Source organism: Pollutimonas subterranea, from assembly GCF_002849655.1.
GTDB classification, from domain to species: Bacteria; Pseudomonadota; Gammaproteobacteria; order Burkholderiales; family Burkholderiaceae_B; genus Pollutimonas; species Pollutimonas subterranea.
The window spans coordinates 1-25,638 of record NZ_PDNW01000011.1; the positions used below are offsets into that span (position 1 = coordinate 1).

The window sequence follows — 25,638 nt, forward strand, 5'->3', positions numbered from 1 at the left end:
AGATGTTCAGTGGTACGATTTGGCATAGGCAATCCCGTTTGGTTGTGGCGTCGAATACCAGTAACCATAAGCCTTTGGCACGGGATTGCCTACCCGTTTCTACAACAATAATGAAATTTCCGGGCTAAGCCCGGCTCCGCGGCGCGCGATTTCTATGTATGGTCCGATAACGACCAGGCTTATTCCGGTACGCGTATTATTTTTTGCGACACGGAGAAGTCCAACTGGACTTGGGATCCGGTGGCGGGGGCCTATTTCTGGCATCGTTTCTACTCGCACCAGCCCGATCTCAATTACGACAATCCGCGGGTATTGAGAGAAGTCATCAATGTCATGCGCTATTGGCTCGACATGGGCGTAGACGGCTTGCGCCTGGATGCCGTGCCTTACCTGGTCGAGCGTGAGGGAACAAATAACGAGAACCTTCCCGAGACGCATGCTGTCCTGCGCGAGATACGCGCCGTGATGGACAGCGATTATCCTGACCGCCTATTGCTGGCTGAAGCGAATCAGTGGCCCGAGGATGCGCAGGAATACTTTGGCAACGGCGACGAATGCCACATGTCATTTCATTTTCCCCTGATGCCGCGCATGTACATGGCGATCGCCCGGGCCGATCGTTTTCCCATCACCGACATCATGCAGCAGACGCCGGAGATTCCGGAAAACTGCCAGTGGGCCATTTTCCTGCGCAACCATGATGAATTGACGCTGGAGATGGTGACCAGCAGCGAACGCGATTATCTATGGGAAGTCTATGCTGCCGATCGCCAGGCACGCATCAACCTTGGCATACGGCGTCGGCTGGCACCCTTGCTGGAGCGTGACCGGCGCCGTATCGAGCTGATGAACAGCCTGCTGTTGTCCATGCCGGGTACGCCGGTGCTGTATTACGGCGATGAGCTGGGCATGGGCGACAACATCCACTTGGGCGATCGCGATGGGGTGCGCACGCCCATGCAATGGACGGCCGACCGCAATGGCGGCTTTTCGCGGGCCGACCCGGAGCGCTTGACCTTGCCGGTATTGATGGGGCCGCTTTATGGCTATGAGGCTGTCAACGTGGAGGCGCAGCAACGCGATCCTCATTCCTTGCTGAACTGGACACGCCGCATGCTGGCCAAACGGCAGCAAACCCATGCCTTTGGTCGTGGCAGCCTGCGCTTCCTGTATCCGGGAAATCGAAAAATACTGGCTTATTTGCGTGAGCACGATGGCGTCGTATTGCTTTGCGTGGCCAATTTGTCGAATGCGTCGCAACCGGTGGAACTGGACCTTGCATCCATGGCGGGCAGGGTGCCTATTGAATTGCTGGGTGGTACGCCGTTTCCCACAATAGGGGAACTGACTTACCTGCTGACACTGCCGCCCTATGGCTTCTATTGGTTCGAACTGAGCGCCAACGCGGCGCCTCCGACCTGGCACGCTTCCTTGCCGGAGCAGATGCCGGACTATGCCACGCTGGTGGTGCGCAGGCGCGCCGGATACCAGTTGATGGAGGGCTCGCGCCGGGTGCTGTGCAACGAGGTACTGCCTTTATACCTGTCGCGCCAACGCTGGTTTGCCGGCGATAAGCGCATCAAGTCGGCCAGCATCGACTATATCGTTCCGCTGCCCGGACAGACTGATCTTTTCCTGGCGGAATTCGAGGTCGAGCTCGATAGCGGTCCCACCAACTATTTCCTGCCCCTGGCCTTGCTGTGGTCGGAGACGGTCGCGCCCCTGCCCCAGCAGTACGCACTGGCCCGGGTGCGTCGCGGGTCGGAACTCGGCCTGGCCACCGATGCATTCTCCGTGCCCGATTTTGCGCTGGCGCTGTTGGAAAATATGCGCGAGCATCGGGAGATTCCCTACGAGACATCGCAGGGGCGTTTCACCTTGTATTTCCAGGGTGAACCCGGCCTGAACGAGGTGGAATGGCCCGCCGAGATGGACATTCAATGGTTTCACGGCGAGCAATCCAATAGTTCCTTAAGCCTGAGCGACAAGGCCATCCTCAAGCTGGTGCGCCACGTGTCGGCCGGTGTGCATCCGGAAGCCGAGATGACCCGCTACCTGACGCTGCGCGGCTATGCCAATTCGGCGGCCTTGCTGGGCGAGCTGGTGCGGGTCGATGCCGAAGGTACACCGCATACGCTGGCGCTGCTGCACGCGCGCGTCGCCAATCAGGGCGATGCCTGGGGATGGACGCAGGACTACCTGAAGCGAACGCTCGAGAACGCGGCACTGACCGGAGAGAGCCAGGCGGACTACGAAGAGGAGTTACGGGGTTATGCCACGGTGGCGGGGGCCATAGGCCGCCGGCTTGCGCAGCTGCATGCGGTGTTCGCGCAACGCACCGATGACCCGGCGTTCATGCCGGAACGTGCCGGCGCGAGTGATGCGAAGGCATGGGCCAAGGACATACGCAGTATGTTCGCGAATGCATTGAAGTCCTGCGCCGCAGCCAAGGACGCCTTATCAGAACAGGCAAACAGCTACCTGGAAGAGTTGCAGGAGAATAGCAGCGCGTTGATGGCCGAAGTCGACAAACGTGTACAGTTGTCGGTGAAATCGTTGCGCACCCGAATACATGGCGACTTCCATCTTGGGCAGGTGCTGATTGCACAGAACGATGTCTATCTGATCGATTTCGAGGGTGAGCCGGTACGTCCATTGAACGAGCGGCGCGCCAAAACCAGTCCGTGGCGCGATGTCGCGGGCTTGATGCGCTCGTTCGACTACGCCACTGCAGCGTTTCGCGCGACCCAGCATACCGTGTCCGATCCGACACTGCACCCGGAGACCGACACGTCCGCCGATCCCGCCGCTCAACAGGAAATGGCCGCCTTGAGCCCCATGGCGTCGCTGCAGCAACACCAGCAGGAGTTGCTGGAACAGTTCTGCATGACGGCGACGAGTGCTTTCCTGGAAGCCTACTACCTTGGGCTGGAGGAAACGGCCGCGGAAGCCGCCGAACAGGATGGCGGAGATGTGGATGGCCCTGTGTTGCAGGATCGGGCCGTGCAGCAGCAACTGCTCGATCTGGCCTTATTCGAGAAAGCCGCCTACGAGATCTGCTATGAAGTGGCGCATCGCCCGGACTGGGTTCCTATTCCGCTGGCCGGCCTTGTCCGCGTCGCCAGGCGTTTGCTTGCTCAAGCTGATGAAGGAAATTCCTCATGACGGAACAATCGATGGTTGATACGCGCAATACTCGGGAGAGCGAAGACACCCCCGGATTCCGGCCTTTGTTGGGCGAGCTGGATCTTCATTTGGTGGCGGAAGGGCGGCATTGGCAGCTTGCCGATTGTCTGGGTGCCCACGTGACGACCATCGATGGACGCAGCGGTGTGCGCTTTGCCGTATGGGCGCCCAATGCGCAGCGTGTGGCGGTGGTCGGCGATTTCAATTCGTGGGACGGCAGGCGCAACCCCATGAACCTGCGGCGCGAGTGCGGAGTGTGGGAAGTGTTCGTTCCTGGCGTTGTACCGGGTAATCGTTACAAGTTCGAGATAATTGCGCGCGACGGGACGCTGCTGCCCCTCAAGGCTGATCCATTGGCGCGCCAGACCGAGATGCCGCCCGCGACGGCTTCAGTGGTTACCGAGCCGGCGGCCTTCGAATGGACGGATGAGGCATGGATGGCGGAGCGCGGACAGCGCCAGCAACCTGACAGCCCCATGTCGATCTATGAAGTCCATTTCGGATCGTGGGTGGAGGGCGACGGGGAACACAGCACATGGGCCGGGACAGGCAAGCGGCTGATCGAGTATGCGACATCGATGGGCTTTACGCATCTGGAACTGCTGCCCATCACTGAACATCCTTTCGGCGGATCGTGGGGATACCAGCCCCTGGGCATGTATGCCCCCTCGGCGCGTTATGGGACGCCTGCCGATTTCGCGCGATTCGTCGACGATTGTCACAAGGCCGGCCTGGCCGTGATCCTCGACTGGGTGCCGGCCCATTTTCCGTCTGACCTGCATGGCTTGGCGGACTTCGATGGTACGGCGCTCTACGAGCATGCCGATCCCAAGCAGGGTTTCCATCCAGATTGGAACACCCTGATCTACAACATGGGCCGCAATGAAGTCAGGAATTTCTTGCTCTGCAGCGCGCTGGAGTGGGTAAAGCGCTATCACGTCGATGGATTGCGCGTCGATGCGGTGGCCTCTATGCTTTATCTGGACTATAGCCGCGAGCCGGGGCAGTGGACGCCTAATCGCTATGGAGGGCGCGAGAATCTCGAGGCGGTGGATTTTCTGCAGCAGCTCAATACGATCGTCCCGGAACATAGCCCGGGCGCCATCATGATTGCCGAGGAGTCCACCGCTTGGCCGGGCGTAACCGCAAGCCGGGATGCCGGTGGGCTGGGATTCCAGTACAAATGGAATATGGGGTGGATGCACGACACCCTGCGCTATATGCAATACGAACCTATTCACAGGCGTTTCCACCACCACGACATGACCTTCGCCATGGTGTACGCCTACTCTGAACGGTTCGTCTTGCCGCTCTCGCATGACGAGGTGGTGCATGGCAAGGGATCGTTGCTGGGCAAGATGCCGGGCGACCGCTGGCAGCGCTTTGCCAATTTGCGGGCCTATTTTTGCTTCATGTTCGGACATCCTGGCAAGAAGCTGCTGTTCATGGGCGCGGAACTGGCGCAGGCACCTGAGTGGAACCACGACTCGCAATTGGATTGGGCCGCGCTCGACGACGCCCATCATGCCGGTGTGCAGAGGTTGGTGCGTGACTTGAATACGGTCTATCGCGCTACTCCGGCACTTTACGGCAGCGACACCGACCCGCAAGGCTTCGCGTGGATTATCGGTGACGATCAACAAAATAGCGTGTTCGCGTTTTTGCGCAAGCACGGTGACGCCTGCGTGCTGGTCGTCAGCAACATGACGCCCGTCCCGCGCAGCGACTACCGCATCGGCGTTCCGGTCGCCGGGCGATGGGTGGAACTGATCAATACTGACGCCGACCTGTACGGCGGAGTAAACATGGGAAACGGCGGCGCGGCGGCGACCAGCGATGATCCCATGCATGGACATGATCAGTCTCTAACGCTTGTGCTGCCCCCCCTTGCTACCCTGATACTTGCCCCCGAAGGATTTCAATCATGAGTCTAGCCCTACCGGACAAGCTCGACCCTGGCCTGCCGTATCCCCTTGGTGCCCACAGTGATGGCCTGGGTATCAATTTTGCGGTGTTCTCGGCGAATGCCAGCAAGATAGAACTATGTATTTTCGATCAGGCGGGACGCCGTGAGATACGGCGCTTGACCTTGCCGGAATGCACCGACGAGGTGTGGCATGGCTACCTGCCCAATGCCGGGCCTGGGCTCGTGTATGGGTATCGCGCCTATGGACCCTACGATCCCAGGAATGGGCATCGTTTCAATCCCCAGAAATTGCTCATCGATCCTTATGCCAGAAAGCTGCTGGGCACGACGCGCTGGTCCGACGCCTTGTTCGGTTATAGGGTTCAGCATCCCAAGGCGGACCTGAGCCAGGATCGCCGGGATTCGGCGGCGCTGGTCCCCAAAAGCATCGTGACCAGTGGAAATTTCAATTGGGGTACCAAAGACCGGCCATGTACGCCTTGGTCCGAAACAACGATCTACGAGGCGCACCTCAAAGGCGTCTCGATGAAAAGGGAGGATTTGCGCCCTGAGCTACGCGGAACGTGCGAAGCGCTGAGCAGCAGGCGCTTTATCGATCATTTGCTCAAGCTCGGCGTCACGTCTATCGAGTTGCTGCCGGTCCATGCTTTCCTGCAGGACCATTTCCTGGTGGAACGCGGCCTGCGCAACTATTGGGGCTATAACACGCTGGCCTTTTTTGCACCCGAGCCGTCATACCTGGTCAACGGGCAGATCAACGACTTGCGCATGGCGATTCGCCGCCTGCATGCCGCCGGCATCGAAGTCATCCTAGACGTGGTCTATAACCACACCGCCGAGGGCAACGAACTGGGCCCCACGCTATCGTGGCGGGGCCTGGACAACGCAAGCTATTACCGGCTGATCCCCGGTGAAGAACGGTATTACATCAATGATACGGGTTGCGGCAATACCGTCAACCTGTCGCATCCGCGCGTATTGCAAATGGTGATGGATTCCTTGCGCTATTGGGCCGAGAGCTACCATATCGACGGTTTCCGTTTTGATCTCGGCGTAACGCTTGGCCGTGAAGGCACCGGCTTTGATCCGGGGTCGGGATTCTTCGATGCCATTTTGCAGGACCCCGTGCTGTCTCGGCTGAAACTTATCTCCGAGCCCTGGGATACCGGGCCTGATGGCTACCAGCTGGGCAATCATCCGCCCAGCTTTGCCGAGTGGAACGATAAATACCGCGATGGCGTACGGCGGTTCTGGACGGGAGAGGCCGGGCTGCGCGGAGAAATAGCGGGGTCGCTCATGGGCTCGCCCATGATTTTCGATGGACGGCACCGGCGCCCCTGGGCGTCTGTGAATTACCTCGCATCGCATGATGGCTTCACGGCCCAGGACGTGGTCAGCTACAACGATAAACACAACGAGATCAACGGCGACGAAAACACCGATGGGCATAGCGAAAACTTCAGCACTAACTTTGGCGTGGAAGGGCCCTCCGACGATCCCGAGGTGCTGGCCTTGCGTAAGCAAGTCGTGCGTGCAATGCTCGCGACCGTTTTCCTGTCGGACGGCACGCCCATGTTGCTGGCCGGCGACGAGTTCGGTAACAGCCAGCAAGGCAATAACAATGCCTATTGCCAGGATAACGAAATATCCTGGCTGGATTGGGCCCAGGCCGACAGCAAGGATGGACGCGAACTGACTGATTTCGTTGCACGCCTTATCGCGCTGCGCCGAGCCCACTTGTCCTTGCGCATGCCGCGCTTCGAGGACAGTGATTTCCATGTCCTGCCGGACGTCTCGCGAATAGTCTGGTACGACATGGATGGCTCAGCCATGACCGAGCAAGCCTGGGAATTCGCCGAAGGGCGTGTGCTCGGTTTCCGCCGAGCCTGCCGATTGCCTGACGGCCCGGTGGAACTTTCCTTGCTCTTGATCAATGGCGGTCCCGAGGATATTGAGTTCCAGGTTCCGGATTCGCCCTGCGACTGGGTGGCCGTGCTGGATACGGCAGACCCTGCGGTGACGTCAACGGCAGTAACAAAGCCAGCCATCCAGGTGTCGGCTCACGGGCTCGTGCTGCTGGTGGGTTCGGTGGTTGAATACTGACGGCGAGGAGGCAAGATGCATTATTCATTCGGCGCCACATTGCGCGACGGCGGCGTGGTCAACTTCCGCTTCTGGGCACCGAAGATGGCAAGTGTTGAACTCGAGCTGGAAAACGAGACCCATGCCATGAGTCCCGTAGGCGACGGGTTTCATGAAATAGAAACTGCTTGTGCACCGGGATCGCGCTATCGCTACCGCGTGGGGCCAGAGCTTTCGGTTCCTGATCCGGCTTCCCGCCTTCAGGACGGCGATGTGCACGACGCCAGCATCGTTGTCGATACGCAATCCTATCCCTGGCGGCACACCGCCTGGCGTGGACGCCCCTGGACCGAAACGGTACTTTACGAGCTGCATGTCGGACTGGCGGGTGGTTTTCGCGGCGCCCAGGCGATGCTGCCGGAGCTGGCTCGCTTGGGCATCACGGCGGTCGAGCTGATGCCCATCGCCGACTTTCCGGGACCGCGCAACTGGGGATACGATGGTGTGCTGCCTTACGCACCTGATCGTGCCTATGGCACGCCTGACGATCTGCGGGCATTGATCGATGAGGCCCATGGTCTCGGGATGATGGTGTTCCTGGATGTCGTCTACAACCATTTCGGGCCGAACGGCAATTATCTGTCGTCGTATGCCCCCGACTTCTATCGTGACGATGTGAAGACGCCGTGGGGTCCGGCCATCGACTTCAGAAAGCCGCAGGTGCGGGCATATTTTGCCGAGAACGCGCTTTACTGGCTGCGCGAGTATCGCTTTGACGGGCTGCGCCTGGATGCTGTTCATGCCATCTCAGACACCGATTGGCTGCCTGAGATGGCGCGTTTCGTGCGCCAGAATCTTGATCCGTACCGGTATGTGCATCTGGTACTGGAAAACGACGACAACGACGCCAGCTTGCTGGGGCAGGGATTTGACGCCCAATGGAATGATGATGCGCACCATGTGCTGCACGTGATGCTGACCGGCGAAACTCAGGGCTATTACTCGTCGTACAAGGATGACCCGACTGGCAAGCTGGCGCGGTGCCTGGCTGAAGGTTTTATTTATCAGGGAGAACCAAGCCCCTGGCGCAATGGCCAGCCGCGCGGAGAGCCGAGTGCGGATCTTCCTCCGCACGCGTTTGTTTTCTTCCTGCAGAATCACGATCAAACAGGAAACCGTGCGATGGGAGAACGTCTGATTTCGCTTTGCGCCGGCAAGACCGACGCCTTGAAGGCTGCCGTCGCGCTCCAGCTGCTTGCCCCGCACATACCCATGCTATTCATGGGAGAAGAATGCGGGGCCACGGTACCGTTTCTGTACTTCACCAGTTTCGAAGATCCAGACTTGGCGCAGGCGGTGCGAGATGGCAGGCGAAAAGAGTTTGCGGGTTTTAGTGCATTTTCCGACCCCTCTGCCCGGGAACGGATACCGGATCCCAACGACCAGCAAACGTGGAATCAAAGCAAGTTGATCGCGGACATGGCTGACGAAGAGTCCTCATCCTGGTTTGCTTACTATCGCCATTTGCTTGCTTTGCGCGCTGAACACGTGACTCCGTATTTGGCAGAGGCGCGTAGCGTATCGGTGCAGGTCCTGGGGTACGGATGCCTGGTGGCCAGTTGGGAGTTGGGCAACGGTGACGTCCTGAGCCTCTATTGCAATCTTACGGAAGAAGACTTGGCACTTCCCGCGGGGATGCTTCGTGCGAGTGAATCGGTCATCTTCGAAAGCAGTAACTCGCCCGGCAGAGGCTTGATCGAGGAATGCGTCCCCGCTTACAGCATGACCGCCACGCTGGTGCTTGACGCTGGCGCGGCGGCCCGTCCAAAGGAAATGCCGTGATCCATGCACCCCGATCCGATCCAGCCTTGCTTCGTTTGTCGGAGGCAGCGGGCCTGGCGCCCCGCTGGCAGGACGTGCATGGGCGGTCCCGCGACGTGGATGAATCCGTGTTGCGCGGCATGCTCGAGGCGCTCGGCCTGGCCTGCGCAAGCCCGGAGCAGATCGCCGAAGGTTTGAAGCAGCTCGACGATGAGAGGCAGCCGAATACGGGAATGATCGTGACGGCATCGGTCAATGAAACGTTTGTGCTGCACTATACGGGTTCACCCGTCTACACCCTGACGCTTGAGGATGGCAGGCAATATATCGGCAAGGCCACACGGGCGGGGCAGGGCCAAGTCAAGCTGGCGGGCATCGAGCAGCCGGGATACCACCAATTAGTTATCGGTGACCTGCAACTTACCATTGCCGTCGCTCCGAAACGGTGCCGCTTGCCGCTGCACGCGGCGTCCGGAAAGACAGGCGACGCATGGGGAGTGGCAGCCCAGGTCTACAGCCTGCGTCCGTCGCCCGAGGAAACCCGGGGCGCCGTTGACGACATGGCTGATCAGGCTCGCTCGCCCATATGGCCGGGCTGGGAAAGAGGCGGCGATTTTGGCCTCTTGGCCAGCTTGGCCCGGAATGCCGCCCAGTCAGGTGCCAGCGCCTTGGCGATCAGCCCCGTGCATGCCATGTTCAGCGCGGACCCCCAACGATACAGCCCTTATGCGCCCTCCAGCCGCCTGTTCTTGAACACCGCCTATATTCAGCCGGCGATCGTGCTGGGCGACGAAGCAGTCCGCCGCGCCTTGCAGCATATGGGCGGGACGATCGGCGACCTCACGGGTGATATCAATGTCGTCGATTGGCCCAGTATTCTTCCCCGGCGTATGGCCCTGCTCAGGCACGTGTTCGACGATTTTCGTCAACACGGCCCGTCCGGCCTTGTCCAGGCTTTTGAGGCGTTCCGCCAACAGGGGGGCGAAGCCCTGCAGAGCCATGCGTGCTACGAGGCTTTGCATGCCCACCATCTCGCGCAATTGGGCCCGGCCAGCGGATGGCGGGATTGGCCCGTTCACCTGCACGACCCACGCGGAGAAGGCGTCAGGAACTACGCGACGCAACATGAAGCAGAGGTGAGCTTTCACGCTTTCCTGCAATGGATGGCCGACGCGGGGCTGCAGCACGCGCAGAAAAGTGCGCGTGAGGCAGGGATGTCGGTGGGGCTTATCGCGGATCTCGCCATTGGCACCGATGCGCGCGGAAGCCACGCATGGAGCCGGCAGGGAGAGATGCTGGAGGGGGTCTCCGTGGGTGCGCCGCCTGATCTATTCCAGGCCGAGGGACAAAACTGGGGGCTCACCGCTTTCTCGCCACGGGCCTTGCGCCAGAATGCCTACGCGGCGTTTATTGAAACCGTTAGAGCAGTGCTCGCGCACGCGGGAGGGGTTCGCATCGACCATATTCTCGGCATGAGCCGGATGTGGCTGGTTCCCCCCGGTGCAAGTGCGGCCGACGGCGTTTATCTGCACTACCCCATGCAGGATATGCTGCGTTTGCTGGTGCTGGAAGCATGGCGTCACAAAGCAATGGTGGTCGGCGAAAATCTCGGAACGGTGCCGGAGGGATTCAATGACCAACTGGAGCAAAAAGGCATCCTGGGCACCAGTGTGCTGTGGTTTGAACGTTCACCCGCGACGCGGCGCGAGCCCGATGCGCAGGCTGGCAAGGAGCTGCAAAGCGGCATTGACGACATGGAATCCGCAGAGGGCGATTCCGTGGATGCGGCGGCCTTTCTTCCTCCCGCGCAATGGCCCGCATGGACGATGGCGACGCCCACGACACACGACCTTCCCACTATCTGCGGCTGGTGGTCGGGACGCGATCTTGAGTGGCGGGGGTCGGGCAAGCCCGACGCACAAGAGGCATCCGCCCGCCAGCGCGACAAGACGGCGCTCTGGCAAGCCCTGCAGGATGCAGGCTGCGTAAGCGCGAATGATCGTCCACCTGAGCATGCCCCGCGCGAGGCGGTGCTTTCTTACGTGAGCAAGACACCGTCTCCTATCGTTATCGTCTCCCTGGAAGACTTGCTGGGGCTGCTCGAGCAGCCTAATCTTCCCGGCAGCGACAGCCATAGCGGTTCGCCGCATCCGAACTGGATCCAGTGTTTGCCGGCCGGCGTGGACGAGATTTTCAATAATGCCGAGGTGGCCAGCGGTATTGCCGCCATCAAGCGGGCCAGGAGAAAGACTTGACTATGTTGCGCGCCACCACACGCTTGCAGTTGCATGCGGGCTTTACCCTTAACGATGCTCGTGAGCAAGTGCCTTATTACGCCGCGCTCGGCATCAGCCATCTCTATACGTCTCCGGTCTCGCGCGCCAGGCCCGGGTCCATGCACGGTTATGACGTGGTCGATCATTCCATGGTCAGCCCCGAGCTGGGCGGCATCGAGGCGCTGGAGTCGCTGCTCGCATGCTTGCGAGAGCACAGCATGGGATTGGTGCTGGATATTGTCCCCAACCATATGGCGGTTCACCCGGACAATGCCTGGTGGTGGGATGTGCTCAAGCACGGTGAACAAAGCCGCCATGCCTCATGGCTGGATATTGACTGGCATCCGGCCGATGCATCCATGGATGGAAAAGTGCTGGCCCCTTTCCTGCCTGAGTCGTATGGGCACGCTTTGATGAGCGGCGCCATCTGCCTGGCTTTCGATGCAGCGGCCGGGTCTTACCACATAGACGTCAATGGGACGCCTTATCCGCTTGCGCCTGGGTCCCTGTCCGTCGGCGACACAGATCCGCAGGAAGTGCTGGCGCTGTACGACAGCAGCCAGTCCCAGGGGCAGCAGCGTCTGCATGAGTTGTTGGAACGCCAGCACTACCGGCTGGCATGGTGGCGTTGCGCACCGGACAGCATCAATTGGCGGCGCTTTTTCGAGATCAGTGAACTGATAGGTGTTAGCGTCGAGAAACAGGAGGTGTTCGACGCCGTGCATGCCTTGCCACTGCGTCTTTATGAGCAAGGCCTGATTGACGGCCTGCGCATTGACCATGTCGATGGACTCGCGGATCCCATTGCCTATTGCCGGCAGCTGTATCACGCGCTCGAACAAAGGGTGGCATCCCGTCCAGGGCCGTTGAGCCAGGATAAGCCATGGCTCGTCGTAGAGAAAATCCTTGCCGAAGGTGAAACCCTGGACGACCGTTGGGAAGTGGATGGCACCAGCGGCTATGACTTCATGGATCAGGCTGCAGCGGTGCTGCATGATCCGGCCGGCGAACCTCTTTTGACCGGGCACTGGGCATCGGTGGCGCAAGACGCCCGTCCGCTGCGCGACTTCGTGCTTGATGCAAGGCGCTTGATGCTGCGGCGTCATTTCGTGGCGGAGCGCAAGGGATTGGTGCGCGCTTTGTCGCGCCTCGCCCAGGCCAGCGTCTACACCAGGGACTGGACCGCGGACGCCATTGCCCGCGTGCTCGACGACCTGCTTGTCGCCTTTCCCATCTATCGCAGCTATGCACAGACTAGCGGGCGCAACGAAACCGACGCCGAATACCTGGCAAGAACCATGCGCAGCGTGTCGGCAGGACTGGGCCCGGCCAGCAAGGCGGAGCACGCATTGCTGGAAGTGCTCGACGTGTGGCTGGGCGCCAGTCCGGTGGCATCCGCTGAAGGCGCCGATGCAAACGTGCATGATCTTCAGGCTGAAGCAATTCGCCGTTTTCAACAGCTTACGCCGCCCTTGGCGGCCAAATCCCTGGAAGATACAACGTTCTACCGTTACGGCCGCTTGATTTCCAGAAACGAGGTCGGCTCCGATCCCTCGGTACTGGGTATCTCGCCCGAAACCTTCCATCAGCGAAATCTTGATCGTGCCGCACGCTTGCCGCGGTCCCTGCTGGCAACGGCCACGCATGACCATAAGCGCGGTGAAGACGTACGCGCCCGCTTGGCCGTGCTCAGCGAGATGCCGGAACAATGGGCCCAAGCCAGCCAACGCTGGCTGCAAGCGGCAGAACAAATCGATGCCGCCGCCAATCCCGTCCAACGTACCGAGCGCTATATGCTTTTTCAAACGCTGGTGGGTGCCTGGCCTCTTGAGCTGGCCGCCGATGATCGCCGCGGGATGCAACTATTTGCCGATAGGGTGGTGCAGTGGCAGATAAAAGCCTTGCGCGAGGCAAAACTCAATTCCGGATGGTTTGAGCCGAACATCGGCTATGAGGAGCGCAGCGCCGACTTCATTCACAACCTGATGGCGGGGCGCAGCAATCTGCAATTGCTTCGGGATATAGAGCAATTCGCCGCGCGGATAGCCCCTGCGGGGGCGGTAAACAGCTTGGCGCAGACCGTATTGCGTCTCTGCAGCCCGGGCGTGCCGGACTTGTACCAGGGTACGGAATTTTGGGACTTCAGCTTGGTCGACCCCGATAATCGCCGGGAAGTGGATTATCCCGCCCGGCAACTTGCCCTGGACGCCCTGGACACCGGCACCGGCTTTCCCGCATTGATCCAGAATTGGAAGAACGGCCATTTGAAACAGGCCGTCGTGGCCCGCCTGCTGCAGTTGCGCCGCGAGCATGCGAGTCACTTTGCCCACGGGGATTACTTTGGTCTGCCGGTACTGGGATCCCAAAGCAATCGCGTCCTGGCGTTCTTGCGTGCATGGGAGGATCGCGACGTGTTCGTGGTGGTGCCGCGGCTGTCGGCGGCGTGGATCGGGCGCGGCACTAACGACGGCGTGCCCTTGATTGATACCTCGTCGTGGGAAGATACCTGCGTGATACTGCCACGCCGCTATATCGGCGTGACCCTGCGCGATGTGTTCTCGGGCACAAGCCTGCAATGCACCCCTGACGGTGTATTGAGGCTGGCCGACTTGTTTGCCGACCAGCCATTGGCCGTATTACTGCCTGATCAAGGATAGAGGCCGCGTACTTCGCGCGACTCAAGAATGCGCGTGCATGCCGTAATGAACGCGGCGGTGCGCTGCGTTACCTTATGCTCTTGTGCAACGGCCGACACGGACGTATACGCGGCGCGCATCATTGCTTCAAGGCGGTGGTTGATCTCAGGTTCTGTCCAATAGTAGCTGGAGAAATCCTGGACCCACTCGAAGTAGGAGACCGTTACGCCGCCCGCATTGGCCAGCACATCGGGAACGATAAGCGTACCGTTGGCGGTCAGGATATCGTCCGCTTCGGGCGTAGTGGGGCCATTGGCGCCCTCGATGACGATCTTGGCACGCACGGAATTGGCATTGCCTTCGTGGATCTGGCTTTCCAGGGCTGCCGGAATCAGCAGTTCGGTTTCAAGCGCCCAGAAATCATCGCTGGACATGGGCTCGGCGTCGGAACAGCCTGCCACGCCGCCGTGTTCTTCGACGTGTTTCAACAGTGAAAGCACTTCCAGGCCATTGGCGTTGTGGACGCAACCGGTGTGATCTTGAACCGCGATGATCTTGGCGCCTGCCTCATAGAAAAGCCGCGCGGCCGTACCGCCCACGTTACCGAATCCTTGGATTGCGATTCGGGCGCCTTGAATGGAGATGCCTTTGTCACGGGCTGCTTCGCAGCCGACCACGTACACCCCTCGCCCTGTGGCTTCGACCCGGCCCAGACTGCCGCCGAGCGACACCGGCTTGCCGGTCACCACGCCCGTGGTGGTGGCGCCTTCATTCATCGAGTAGGTGTCCATCATCCATGCCATGGTCTGGGCATTGGTGTTGACGTCGGGAGCGGGAATATCTTTGTGGGGGCCGATGATGACGCCGATCTCGCTCGTGTAGCGGCGCGTGATGCGCTCGAGCTCGGCTCGGGAATGGTTGCGAGGATCGATTCTTATGCCGCCTTTGGCGCCGCCAAAAGGCAGGTTCACTGCCGCGGTCTTGACCGACATCCATGCGGCCAGTGCCATGACCTCGGACAGGGTGACATCCTGGTGGAACCGTACACCGCCTTTGCCGGGACCACGGGTGGTGTTGTGCTGCACGCGGTAGCCTTCAAAGTGGGCGATCGTGCCGTTGTCGAGTTCGATAGGCACATCGACAATCAGGGATCGCTTCGGACGCTTGAGGGTTTCAACCCATTTGCTCAACTTGCCCAGATAAGGCGTGACACGCTCTACCTGTTCCAGATATACGCCCCACGGCCCCAACTCGTGTGAATTCAAGTAAGAGGGAAGTGTGTGCGTAGGATGTTCAGACATAATTTGACCTCAAGCGTTAAGACAATGAAATTTTGCAGGTCCTGCGGCGCAGCAGGGGTGGCAGTTTCAGTCCGCAAGCTTACTACGTCCCTAATTTTTGTCCCATAAAAATAAAAGGGGACGGTTCCGTATAAGGCCTGTTTCCAACGGTGTTGCGGTCAAGGGAATGCAGGGGCCGGCTTCTGTTAATAGCTGTCCGACATAAACACCCTACTATTTATTCGTTCCCTTGATGCCCGACGGCCATCAGACTACGTGTTCAGCTTGTGCCGCTGCAGCGTGTGTTGCAGCAAGCAAGAATCGATCCTCGGCGACTTGTCCCGAACAGGGCAGTACAGGTAAGACGTGAGCACACTTCATCCTCCTCCAGATTTCGACACCAGGCACTCATGGCGTTTGCTGCTGGAAACGCTGGAAGCAATCAGCGCCAGACATGCCGATGCGGTCTTCGCATCGTCCTTCGGCGCCGAAGACATGCTTCTGACGCATGCCATATTCGAAAGTGGCGTGCCGATCCAGGTTTTTACGCTGGATACCGGTCGCTTGCCGGCCGAAACGGTTGCGATGATAGACGTGGTCAAGCAGCGCTATGGCGTAGCAATACAGGTGCTGAAGCCTGATGAATCGGCGGTACAGGCCCACGTGGCCAAACACGGCGAATTCGGCTTCTACGAGAGCGTGGAATTGCGAAAAGCCTGTTGCGCGATACGCAAGGTACAGCCCTTGCGCCTGGCATTGAAGGGCCGTTCCGCCTGGCTTACAGGACAGCGGCGTGAGCAATCCTTGACCCGGGCGGATCTGGCCGATGCCGAATACGACAATGTCTTTGGACTGCAGAAGTACAACCCATTGGCGGCATGGACCGACACCGAGGTCTGGTCCATGATCCGCGCCATGGCCATTCCCTATAACCCCTTGCACGATAAAGGCTATCCATCCATTGGTTGCGAGCCCTGTACGCGCGCGTTGCGGCCGGGCGAAGACTTGCGTGCCGGACGCTGGTGGTGGGAACAAAAACTTTCGAAAGAATGCGGATTGCATGCCGGCAATCTGCCAGGATCATAAGGATAGGACCATGGGCGCTATTTCTTCACGGACACACTTGGACTGGCTGGAATCCGAAGCCATATACATATTGCGCGAGGTGGCGGCGGAGTGCGAACGTCCCGTGTTGCTGTTCTCCGGCGGCAAGGATTCGGTCGTCCTGCTGCGCCTTGCGCAAAAAGCTTTCCATCCTGCGAGCATTCCTTTTCCGCTCTTGCACGTAGACACGGGACACAACTTCGACGAAGTCATTGCCTTTCGCGACCGGCACGTCGCCGAGCTGGGCGCCGAATTGATCGTGCGCAGTGTCCAGGACTCTATCGAGCGCGGAACGGTGGTGCTGCGCCGCGAGGGCGACTCGCGCAACGCGGCGCAAGCCACGACGCTGCTCGAGGCGATCGAGGAATTTGGTTTCGATGCCTGCATGGGAGGCGCGCGCCGCGACGAAGAGAAGGCCAGGGCCAAGGAGCGGGTATTTTCGTTCAGGAACGAGTCTGGACAGTGGGATCCCAAGGCGCAACGGCCGGAGCTGTGGAACCTGTTCAACACCAAGGTGCATCCTGGTGAAAACATGCGCGTTTTTCCAATATCCAACTGGACGGAACTGGACGTCTGGCAATACATCGCTCGCGAAAACCTGGATCTGCCTTCCATTTACTATGCGCACGAACGCGAGGTTATCAGGCGTAACGGGCTGCTCGTGCCCGTTACGGCCATTACGCCGCCCAGGAGTAATGAAAGCGCCGAGATGGCGACGGTACGTTTTCGCACAGTGGGCGATATTTCGTGCACGTGTCCGGTGGAGTCCGCGGCAGATAGCCCGCAAGCCATCATTGCCGAGACGGCCATCAGTACCATCACAGAGCGCGGCGCCACCCGCATGGACGATCAAACCTCGGAGGCTTCCATGGAGCGCCGGAAAAAGCAGGGGTATTTCTGATGAATGCTGTCAATGAATCGTGGATATCGGCGATCGATACCGGCGTACTGCGCCTGATTACCGCAGGTTCCGTCGATGACGGGAAGTCCACCTTGATCGGACGCTTGCTGTATGACAGCAAGGGCGTGTTCGCGGATCAGCTGGCCGCCATTACGCGCTCCAAGTACAAGCGGGTCGCCGCCACCGACATCGACCTGTCCTTGCTGACCGATGGATTGGAAGCCGAACGCGAGCAGGGCATTACCATCGATGTGGCGTACCGCTACTTTGCCACGCCGGCGCGTAAATTCATTGTGGCCGATGCCCCGGGTCACGAGCAATACACGCGCAATATGGTGACGGGAGCATCAACCGCCGACGTGGCGATCATACTTATTGACGCAACTCGCGTGCACGATGGCAAATTGCTTGCGCAAACCAGGCGGCATAGCGCCCTGGCGCACTTGCTCGGCTTGCAGCATATTGTCGTGGCCGTCAATAAGATGGACTTGGTCGATTGGGACGAAACTGTCTTTGAGCGCATACGCAGCGCGTACACCGCGCTCGCCGAACACCTGGGCATGGCCAAGTTTCACATTGTCCCCATGTCGGCGCTAAAGGGGGACAACGTCGTGGAAAGCTCCGCGAATACTCCCTGGTATGACGGACCCCCATTGCTGAGCTTGCTTGAAGGCCTGCCCGTGGCTGCGGCGGTTGCGGACAGCGGGTCTCGTTTCTTTGTGCAATGGGTCATACGCCATGGCGGCCATGGAACAAACGATTTTCGCGGCTATGCGGGTCAATTGGCCGGCGCAACCTTGAACGTCGGCGACGAGATCAGCGTTCAGCCCTCGGGTCAGGTCGCCAAAGTGTCGCGGCTGCTGCGGTTCGAGATGGACGTGGACTCTGCCGTAGCCGGAGACACCGTGGTGGTCGTGCTGGATCGCGATATCGATGTCTCGCGCGGCGACCTCCTGGTGCAGTCAGACCAGCCGGTGCGTGTGACCAAGGAATTCGATGCCGAGCTTTGCTGGCTCGACCAGCAGTCTCTCAGTCCGCAACGCTTGTACTGGCTCAAGCAGGGCACCAAGCTTACGCAGGCAAGAGTCAAGACGGTGCACAGTCGCCGCGACATATACGAGCTGCAGCACGCCCAGGCCAGCGGTGTACTAGAGATGAACGACATTGGCCACGTTACGCTGGTCGCCAGAGACCTCCTGGCCGTGGATCCCTATGCCGATCATCCGGTAACGGGTTCCTTTATCTTGATTGATGCCGCCACGCACCAGACTGCCGCCGCAGGAATGATGCGCTGACATCCCGTGGGGGATAAGACGAGAAAAGTCCGCAGCTTAACAGCTCACTAGAGGCTGTATTGTTTCAATCCGTCCAGGTCCAGAACCTGGACGGCCCCGTATTCGACCCTTAACAGGTTTGCAGCCTCGAGCGTGCGCAATGCCTGGTTGGTACGCTGGCGCGATATGCGGGCAAGATAGCCGATTTCTTCCTGAGTGATATCCAGGCGCATGCTTTTGCCGGGATAAAGCAAGGGATTGAACAGTTCGGCCAGGCAGCGGGCCACCCGGGCGTCAGGTGCGAGCAGGCGATCGTACTCGGCCTTGCCTATGAACTGGGCGACGCGCTCGTTCAGTTGATGCAGCAAGTACCGGTTGAACGGGATGCTGGTGTCAAGCAGCCAATTGAAGGTGGCGACCGGCAGCCTGACTATAGTGCTGGCCCGCAAGGCCACAATGTCGTATTTGCGTATTTCGTTCTTTAGCAACGACCCTTCACCTATCCAGCCGCCGGACGGCACGCCGGTCAGCGAGGCGAGCTTGCCGTCGGGAGTGCCCACCGATACCTTCACCAGGCCGCTGCGCACGCCTATCCATGCATAGGCTTTCTCGCCTTTGCGTTCGATCATGGCGCCGGCCGGATACTGCGTAATCGAAACGTCTCGCAGTACGCGATCTTGCTGCTCGGTCGTCAACAAAGACAGCCACGCCGCAGCATCGTACAGAGAGTCCTTCAGGTGCATGAGGATTTACCCTAGAAAAAGCGGGAATGTCATATTCACGACAGTTGGAGCTAGTGCAAGGCTATATCTTTACGATAAGCTGAATAACAGCCTGACACAAATATAAGCATAAGCCCTTAAATAAAAGGGGAATGATACTGGCTGAAGGAGACACCGTGGCGCAAAATCTGCCTACGCAAAACATATCTGCGGGACCCGACACGTTCCCGGCCTTGGTACTGCACCACGCCCAGGTGCGCGGAGCCCGTCCCGCCATGCGCGAGAAAGATCTCGGCATCTGGCAAACCATAAGCTGGAGCGAACTTTCGCACCAGATGCACGAACTGGCCGGCGGCTTTGCGGCCTTGGGCGTGCAAGCCGGTCAGCACATCGCCATTGTGGGCGAAAATCGACCGCGCCTGTATCTGTCGATGATGGCCGCGCAGTGCCTGGGCGCCATTCCGGTTCCGCTCTATCAAGACGCCATTGCGGCCGAAATGCTCTATGTGTTCCAGGATGCCGACATCCGTCTCGCCATTGTCGAAGACCAGGAGCAGGTCGACAAAATGCTGGAAGTCGCTGAAGACTGCCCGGCCCTGCGCCACGTGGTTTACGATGATCCGCGCGGGCTGCGCAACTACACGCGTGAAAATTTGTTGTCGTTCGACCGGCTGCTGGTGCTTGGCCGTGAACATGCGGCTGCCAACCCCGGCTACGTTGATCGGGCCATTGCGGCGGTCAAGCCGGGCGATACCGCCGCCATGTTCTACACATCGGGGACGACGGGCAAGCCCAAGGGCGTGGTGCTTACCCATCATGCGCTTATCGATCGCGGGCTTGCCATACAAGAACTCGAGAATCTGACGGATCGTGAAGAGGTCTTGGCCTACTTGCCGCCAGCCTGGATAGGCCAGAACATGTTTTCGTACACGCAGTTCCTGGTGACCGGCTTTACCGTCAACCATCCGGAGTCGCCCGACACCGTATCCATCGACATGCACGACATCGGGCCGACTTACTATTTCGCGCCGCCGCGTGTGCTCGAAGGCTTGCTGACCCACGTCATGATCCGCATGGAAGACGCCAGTGCCATCAAGCGCAAGCTCTTCCATTCCTTCATGGGTCTTGCACGCCGGGTGGGGGTGAAGATACTCGACAAAGATCCGTCCGTCAGTGCCTGGGATCGCTTGCGCTACAGCATCGGCAACCTCTTCATGTACGGCCCCTTGCGTAATGCACTGGGCATGAGCCGCGTTCGCGTGGCCTATACAGCCGGCGAGGCAATCGGGCCCGATCTTTTTGTGTTCTACCGCTCTATCGGCATCAACCTGAAGCAGCTCTATGGCTCGACCGAAACATCGGTTTTCGTGTGCGTCCAGTCGGACGGGCAGGTGCGCGCCGATACCGTCGGGCCTCCCGTCAAGGGGGTCGAGATCCGGGTGGCTGAAAATGGTGAAATCCAGGTCAAGAGTCCTGGCCTCTTCAAGGAATACTATCGCAACCCCGAAGCTACCGCGGAATCCTATACCGCCGACGGCTGGTATCACACGGGCGACGCGGGCTACCTCGACACAGACGGCCAGCTGAAAATCATCGACCGTGCCAAAGATGTCGGCAAGCTGGCCGACGGCAGCCTGTTTGCGCCCAAGTACATCGAAAACAAGCTCAAGTTCTTCCAGTACATCAAGGAAGTCGTCGCCTTCGGCGCAGACAAATCCATCGTTTGCGCCTTTATCAACATCGACCTGGAAGCGGTGGGCAACTGGGCTGAACGCCAGGGTTTGCCTTATGCCGGCTATACCGATCTGGCGCAGAAGCCCGAAGTCTACGAACTTATTCGCGGTTGCGTCGAGGACGTGAATGCCGACCTGGCATCCGACCCGAAGCTGTGTGGCTCGCAAGTCTCGCGATTCCTGGTGCTGCACAAAGAACTCGACCCCGACGACGACGAGCTCACCCGTACCCGCAAGGTGCGGCGTGCCTACATCGCCCAGAAATACCAGGTCCTGGTTCAGGCCCTTTTCGACGGCAAGCCCAATCAGTTCATCGAAACCGAAGTCAAATTCGAGGACGGTCGCACAGGCGTTATTTCGGCGGACCTGAAAATCGCCGATGCCAAGACGTTCCCAGGAAACACAAGGAAGGCTGCGTAATGAGTCAAGCTGCTCGCGACCAACGGATCGGGGAAACCATCCTTGATCTGCAAAATATCTCGCTCGCCTTCGGCGGCGTCAAGGCCTTGACCGACATTTCCTTCGATGTGCGCGAACACGAGATCCGCGCCATTATCGGACCCAATGGCGCGGGTAAAAGCTCGATGCTCAATGTGATCAACGGCGTCTACACCCCGCAACAGGGCGAGATCACATTGGCCGGCATCAAATTCTCCAAGATGAATTCGCGGCGCGCCGCCGAAATGGGTATTGCGCGCACGTTCCAGAACCTGGCCTTATTCAAAGGCATGAGCGTCCTGGACAACATCATGACCGGTCGCAATCTGCGCATGACCAGCGGGATACTGGCCCAGGCTTTTCGGCTGGGGTCGGCAGAACGCGAGGAAATCGCCCATCGCGAGTTCGTCGAGAACCTGATCGATTTTCTAGAGATCCAGGCCTATCGCAAGACGCCGGTGGGTCGCCTGCCTTACGGCCTGCAGAAACGGGTGGACCTGGGCCGGGCACTGGCCATGGAACCTCGCATCCTGCTGCTGGACGAGCCCATGGCCGGCATGAATATCGAAGAGAAGCAGGACATGAGCCGCTTCATCCTCGATGTCAATGAAGAGTACGGCACCACCATTGTGCTTATCGAGCACGACATGGGTGTGGTCATGGATGTCTCCGACCGCGTAGTGGTCCTCGATTACGGCAAGAAAATCGGCGATGGCATGCCGGACGAAGTCCGCCAGAATCCTGAAGTGATACGCGCCTATCTGGGCGCCAGCCATTAAACAAGGAAGACAGAAATGGCATTTTTCCTGGAAACCCTGTTCGGCGGCCTGATGACGGGCATGCTGTACTCGCTGGTCGCGCTGGGTTTTGTTCTTATTTTCAAGGCATCCGGCGTTTTCAACTTCGCCCAGGGCGCCATGGTGCTTATTGCCGCGTTGTCGATGGCGCGGTTCTCCGAATGGATACCGCAGTGGCTGGGAATTGAAAGCCTGTTCCTGGCCAATGTACTCGCCTTCATCATCAGCGGTATTTTCATGTGGGTCATCGCCATTGCCATCGAGCGCTGGGTATTGCGCTACCTGGTCAACCAGGAAGGCACCACCCTCCTGATGGCAACCATAGGAATCAGCTACTTCCTCGACGGCATGGGGCAGATCATATTCGGCAGCAACGTCTATTCCATCGATGTCGGCATGCCCAAGGATCCGGTTTTCATCTTCGATACGATCTTCGAGGGCGGCATATTGATCAGCCTGGAAGACCTTACCGCTGCAGGAGTGTCGGCGCTGCTGGTTGCCGTGCTGGCGATATTCTTCCAGTACACCTCGGTGGGGCGCGCACTGCGCGCGGTGGCCGACGACCATCAGGCCGCACAGTCTATCGGCATACCCTTGAACCGTATCTGGGTGGTGGTATGGACCGTCGCAGGCATCGTCGCGCTGGTGGCCGGCATCATCTGGGGGTCCAAGTTCGGTGTCCAGTTCACTCTGTCAACGGCCGCCTTGCGAGCCTTGCCCGTCGTCATCCTCGGAGGCCTTACCTCGGTACCGGGCGCCATCGTGGGCGGCCTGATCATCGGCGTCGGCGAGAAGCTCTCGGAAGTGTATCTGGGCCCCTTCGTAGGGGGCGGGATCGAGATCTGGTTTGCCTATGTATTGGCGCTCGTGTTCCTGCTATTTCGCCCGCAAGGATTGTTTGGTGAAAAAATCATCGACCGTGTTTGATGGTTTAACTAAAAGAAGACTGGATATCCATTATGTTTTATCGTGAAAACGGTCAGTTCAAAAGCACGTATCGGTCAGATCAACAGATCTTTCCCATACGCCAGGATCGCTTCTTCATCCTGTTGGTGCTGCTTGTCGCCTTTTTGCTGATTCCGCTGTTTGCCTCGAACTATTTCCTGCAGGCTATCCTGACCCCGTTCCTGATATTGTCGCTCGCCGCCATAGGCCTGAATATTCTGGTGGGATACTGCGGGCAGATCTCGATTGGTTCGGGCGCTTTCATGGCGGTGGGCGCTTATGCCGCCTGGAACTTTGGCGTGCGGATGCCGGCCACGCCCCTGGTCGTGCAAATACTGCTGGGCGGCGTCTTCGCGACGCTGGTCGGGGTCATCTTTGGTGTGCCGAGCTTGCGCATTCGCGGTCTTTATCTGGCCGTCACCACCCTGGCCGCGCAATTCTTCGTCGACTGGGCCTTCCTGCGCATACCGTTTTTTACCAATTACTCGTCTTCCGGCAATGTGTCAGTACCCGCGCTGGAGGCGTTTGGCCTGCCAGTGCAAACACCCGTCCAGCGCTATCTGTTCGTTCTCATCTTCGTGGCGATATTCGCTTTGTTGGCCAAGAACCTCGTGCGAGGCGCCATCGGACGCCAATGGATGGCAATACGCGACATGGACGTCGCGGCGTCGGTGATCGGGATTCGACCCATCTACGCCAAGCTCACCGCCTTCGCGGTCAGCTCCTTCATCATTGGCGTGGCCGGGGCCCTATGGGCATACATCCACCTGGGTTCCTGGGAGCCGCTCGCCTTCGATCTCAACCGCTCGCTGCAGCTGCTGTTCATAGTCATTATTGGCGGACTGGGCTCCATCGTGGGCAGCTTCTTCGGCGCCGCCTTCATGGTGCTGGTGCCGGTATTCCTGACCAATGTTCCGCATATGTTCGGTATACCGCTGGCCGTGGATACGGCTTCGCATATCGAGCACATGGTATTTGGCGGACTCATCGTCTTCTTCCTGATCGTCGAGCCTCACGGTTTGGCCCGGCTCTGGAGCATAGGCAAGGAGAAACTTCGTATCTGGCCATTCCCGCATTGAACCGCCTTTGATCAACACCATCAATCAGTAAGCTCGGCTGGCTATTTTGACCATGCCGAATCACAAACGGTGCACACAGACACCATCAGGAGGACTTGGAGATGAAACGTTCATTTAAATTGGCCGCAGCCATGATTGCTGTTGCCGGTACGCTGGCAGCGGCGTCCTTGCCGGCGGCTGCCGCTGAAGAACAATTCGTACCGTTGCTGGCATACCGCACCGGTTCGTTTGCGCCACTGGGCATTCCATGGGCCGATGGCAAAATGGATTACCTCAAGCTGGTCAACGAACGCGATGGCGGCGTCAATGGCGTCAAGATCACATATGAGGAATGTGAAACGGCTTATGCCACCGACCGTGGCGTCGAGTGCTACGAACGCCTGAAGAACAAGAACGGCGGTGCTTCCGGCTTTGATACCCAGTCCACCGGCATTACCTTCGCCCTGACCGACAAGGCCATTGTCGATGGCTTTACCATCGAAACGGTGGGTTATGGCTTGTCGCAGTCGGCAGATGGTTCGGTCTTCAAATGGAATTTCCCGCTGCTGGGTACGTACTGGACTGCCGCCGATGTCATGATCCAGGACATCGCCAAGAAGGTCGGCGGCGAAGATAAGCTCAAGGGCAAGAAAATCGCCCTGGTGTATCACGATTCGCCTTATGGCAAAGAGCCCATCGCTCTTCTGCAATCGCGCGCCAAGACCAATGGCTTTGAGCTGCAGCTCTATCCCGTCACGGCTCCTGGCGTCCAGCAGAAATCCACCTGGTTGCAAATCCGCCAGAGCAAACCCGATTACCTGTTGCTGTGGAGCGCCGGCATCATGACGCCTACGGCTATTCGCGAGGCGCAGGCTGTAGGGTATCCGCGTGACAAGATGTACGGAATCTGGTGGGCCAGTTCCGAGAACGACGTCCAGGATCTGGGAGCCGTCGCCAAGGGCTACAACGGCATCACGATCCACAATAGCGCCGATCACGGCCGGGTGCACGACGACCTTAAAAAGCATGTCTACGACAAAGGCCAGGGCACGGATACCAATGGCAAGTATGTCGGCACCATTGCCCATACGCGCGGCATGATGATCTCGATGTTGCAGGTCGAGGCCATACGCACAGCCCAGGAAAAGTACGGCAAGGGCAAGCACATGACGCCTGAGCAAGTCCGCTGGGGTTTCGAGAACCTGAACATCACCAAGGAACGCCTGGAAGAACTGGGCTTCGCCAAGCTGATGCGTCCGGTCCAGACTTCTTGCAAGAACCACATGGGCGATGACTGGGCCCGCATCATCCAGTGGAACGGCAAGAAGTTTGACATCGTCTCGGACTGGTACCAGTCCGACAAGAAGTTCGTGGATCCGCTCGTGAAAGACCTGGCTGCCAAGTACGCATCCGAGAAAAAACTCGAAACGCGTAATTGCGACGCCTCGTAAGGTGAGA

15 protein-coding genes and 1 pseudogene are annotated in these 25,638 nt (G+C 59.1%); 14 read left to right on the forward strand and 2 right to left on the reverse strand.

Annotated features, from left to right (window positions below; genetic code table 11):
• Positions 1-123 precede the first annotated feature (123 nt).
• From treS to treY, 6 genes and pseudogenes are all read left to right on the forward strand, one after another.
• Positions 124-3,165, forward strand: a pseudogene (gene treS, locus CR159_RS13200) (maltose alpha-D-glucosyltransferase); the annotation flags it as partial.
• Positions 3,162-5,114 carry a 1,4-alpha-glucan branching protein GlgB gene (gene glgB, locus CR159_RS13205; RefSeq protein ID WP_233208311.1) on the forward strand — a complete coding sequence of 651 codons (1,953 nt, stop codon included), beginning with the start codon at positions 3,162-3,164 and terminating at the stop codon, positions 5,112-5,114. The pseudogene treS and the gene glgB, both read left to right, overlap by 4 nt.
• Complete coding sequence (gene glgX, locus CR159_RS13210) at positions 5,111-7,216, forward strand: glycogen debranching protein GlgX (protein WP_102074433.1); 2,106 nt, start codon at positions 5,111-5,113, stop codon at positions 7,214-7,216. The genes glgB and glgX overlap by 4 nt, the downstream gene beginning before the upstream one ends.
• Positions 7,217-7,231: 15 nt before the next feature.
• Positions 7,232-9,037: a malto-oligosyltrehalose trehalohydrolase gene (treZ, locus tag CR159_RS13215; protein WP_102074434.1), complete on the forward strand. Its 1,806-nt coding sequence runs from the start codon at positions 7,232-7,234 to the stop codon at positions 9,035-9,037.
• Positions 9,034-11,271 (forward strand): 4-alpha-glucanotransferase, encoded by a 2,238-nt coding sequence (gene malQ, locus CR159_RS13220; RefSeq protein ID WP_102074435.1) that lies wholly within the window; start codon positions 9,034-9,036, stop codon positions 11,269-11,271. Before treZ ends, malQ begins: the two co-directional genes overlap by 4 nt.
• A 2-nt stretch (positions 11,272-11,273) precedes the next feature.
• Complete coding sequence (treY, locus tag CR159_RS13225) at positions 11,274-13,949, forward strand: malto-oligosyltrehalose synthase (RefSeq protein WP_102074436.1); 2,676 nt, start codon at positions 11,274-11,276, stop codon at positions 13,947-13,949.
• Here treY and CR159_RS13230 read toward each other — a convergent pair.
• Positions 13,940-15,229 (reverse strand): Glu/Leu/Phe/Val family dehydrogenase, encoded by a 1,290-nt coding sequence (locus CR159_RS13230; protein ID WP_102074437.1) that lies wholly within the window; start codon positions 15,227-15,229, stop codon positions 13,940-13,942. The two genes, treY and CR159_RS13230, sit on opposite strands and share 10 nt — an antisense overlap.
• Before the next feature lie 396 nt (positions 15,230-15,625).
• Here CR159_RS13230 and CR159_RS13235 point away from each other — a divergent pair, with 396 nt between their 5' ends.
• From CR159_RS13235 to CR159_RS13245, 3 genes are read left to right on the forward strand one after another with little or no spacing between them, the layout of a single operon-like run.
• Positions 15,626-16,294, forward strand: a complete 669-nt coding sequence (locus CR159_RS13235) for a phosphoadenylyl-sulfate reductase (protein WP_233208319.1) — start codon at positions 15,626-15,628, stop codon at positions 16,292-16,294.
• A 10-nt stretch (positions 16,295-16,304) separates the two neighbouring features.
• The gene (cysD, locus tag CR159_RS13240) at positions 16,305-17,213 is read left to right on the forward strand and encodes a sulfate adenylyltransferase subunit CysD (RefSeq protein ID WP_102074439.1); all 909 of its coding nucleotides are present in this window, start codon (positions 16,305-16,307) and stop codon (positions 17,211-17,213) included.
• Positions 17,213-18,508 (forward strand): sulfate adenylyltransferase subunit 1, encoded by a 1,296-nt coding sequence (locus CR159_RS13245; RefSeq protein WP_102074440.1) that lies wholly within the window; start codon positions 17,213-17,215, stop codon positions 18,506-18,508. Before cysD ends, CR159_RS13245 begins: the two co-directional genes overlap by 1 nt.
• A 47-nt stretch (positions 18,509-18,555) precedes the next feature.
• Here CR159_RS13245 and CR159_RS13250 read toward each other — a convergent pair whose 3' ends face one another.
• A complete protein-coding gene (locus tag CR159_RS13250) occupies positions 18,556-19,230 on the reverse strand; it encodes a Crp/Fnr family transcriptional regulator (RefSeq protein ID WP_102074441.1) in 675 nt (224 codons plus the stop codon).
• 131 nt (positions 19,231-19,361) lie between these two features.
• On the opposite strand from CR159_RS13250, the gene CR159_RS13255 reads away from it, so the two are divergent.
• The 5 genes from CR159_RS13255 to CR159_RS13275 all read left to right on the forward strand — a co-directional run bounded on the left by CR159_RS13255 (position 19,362) and on the right by CR159_RS13275 (position 25,631).
• A complete protein-coding gene (locus CR159_RS13255; protein ID WP_199173320.1) occupies positions 19,362-21,362 on the forward strand; it encodes an AMP-dependent synthetase/ligase in 2,001 nt (666 codons plus the stop codon).
• Complete coding sequence (locus CR159_RS13260; RefSeq protein WP_102074442.1) at positions 21,362-22,159, forward strand: ABC transporter ATP-binding protein; 798 nt, start codon at positions 21,362-21,364, stop codon at positions 22,157-22,159. Before CR159_RS13255 ends, CR159_RS13260 begins: the two co-directional genes overlap by 1 nt.
• A 15-nt stretch (positions 22,160-22,174) precedes the next feature.
• Entirely contained in the window at positions 22,175-23,104 is a 930-nt protein-coding gene (locus CR159_RS13265) for a branched-chain amino acid ABC transporter permease (protein WP_102074443.1), read from the forward strand.
• Positions 23,105-23,136: 32 nt separating this feature from the next.
• The gene (locus CR159_RS13270) at positions 23,137-24,201 is read left to right on the forward strand and encodes a branched-chain amino acid ABC transporter permease (RefSeq protein ID WP_102074444.1); all 1,065 of its coding nucleotides are present in this window, start codon (positions 23,137-23,139) and stop codon (positions 24,199-24,201) included.
• Positions 24,202-24,302: 101 nt separating this feature from the next.
• Positions 24,303-25,631, forward strand: coding sequence for an ABC transporter substrate-binding protein (locus tag CR159_RS13275; protein ID WP_199173321.1), 1,329 nt, complete (start codon positions 24,303-24,305; stop codon positions 25,629-25,631).
• The last annotated feature ends 7 nt before the right edge of the window (positions 25,632-25,638 follow it).

Excerpts from the sequence above, each read along its gene's own strand:
- glgB (WP_233208311.1), top strand. The coding sequence starts at position 3,162 with ATGACGGAACAATCGATGGTTGATACGCGCAATACTCGGGAGAGCGAA.
- glgX (WP_102074433.1), top strand. The coding sequence starts at position 5,111 with ATGAGTCTAGCCCTACCGGACAAGCTCGACCCTGGCCTGCCGTATCCC.
- treZ (WP_102074434.1), top strand. The coding sequence starts at position 7,232 with ATGCATTATTCATTCGGCGCCACATTGCGCGACGGCGGCGTGGTCAAC.
- treY (WP_102074436.1), top strand. The coding sequence starts at position 11,274 with ATGTTGCGCGCCACCACACGCTTGCAGTTGCATGCGGGCTTTACCCTT.
- CR159_RS13230 (WP_102074437.1), bottom strand. The coding sequence starts at position 15,229 with ATGTCTGAACATCCTACGCACACACTTCCCTCTTACTTGAATTCACAC.
- cysD (WP_102074439.1), top strand. The coding sequence starts at position 16,305 with ATGGGCGCTATTTCTTCACGGACACACTTGGACTGGCTGGAATCCGAA.
- CR159_RS13245 (WP_102074440.1), top strand. The coding sequence starts at position 17,213 with ATGAATGCTGTCAATGAATCGTGGATATCGGCGATCGATACCGGCGTA.
- CR159_RS13250 (WP_102074441.1), bottom strand. The coding sequence starts at position 19,230 with ATGCACCTGAAGGACTCTCTGTACGATGCTGCGGCGTGGCTGTCTTTG.
- CR159_RS13255 (WP_199173320.1), top strand. The coding sequence starts at position 19,362 with ATGATACTGGCTGAAGGAGACACCGTGGCGCAAAATCTGCCTACGCAA.
- CR159_RS13260 (WP_102074442.1), top strand. The coding sequence starts at position 21,362 with ATGAGTCAAGCTGCTCGCGACCAACGGATCGGGGAAACCATCCTTGAT.
- CR159_RS13265 (WP_102074443.1), top strand. The coding sequence starts at position 22,175 with ATGGCATTTTTCCTGGAAACCCTGTTCGGCGGCCTGATGACGGGCATG.
- CR159_RS13270 (WP_102074444.1), top strand. The coding sequence starts at position 23,137 with ATGTTTTATCGTGAAAACGGTCAGTTCAAAAGCACGTATCGGTCAGAT.
- CR159_RS13275 (WP_199173321.1), top strand. The coding sequence starts at position 24,303 with ATGAAACGTTCATTTAAATTGGCCGCAGCCATGATTGCTGTTGCCGGT.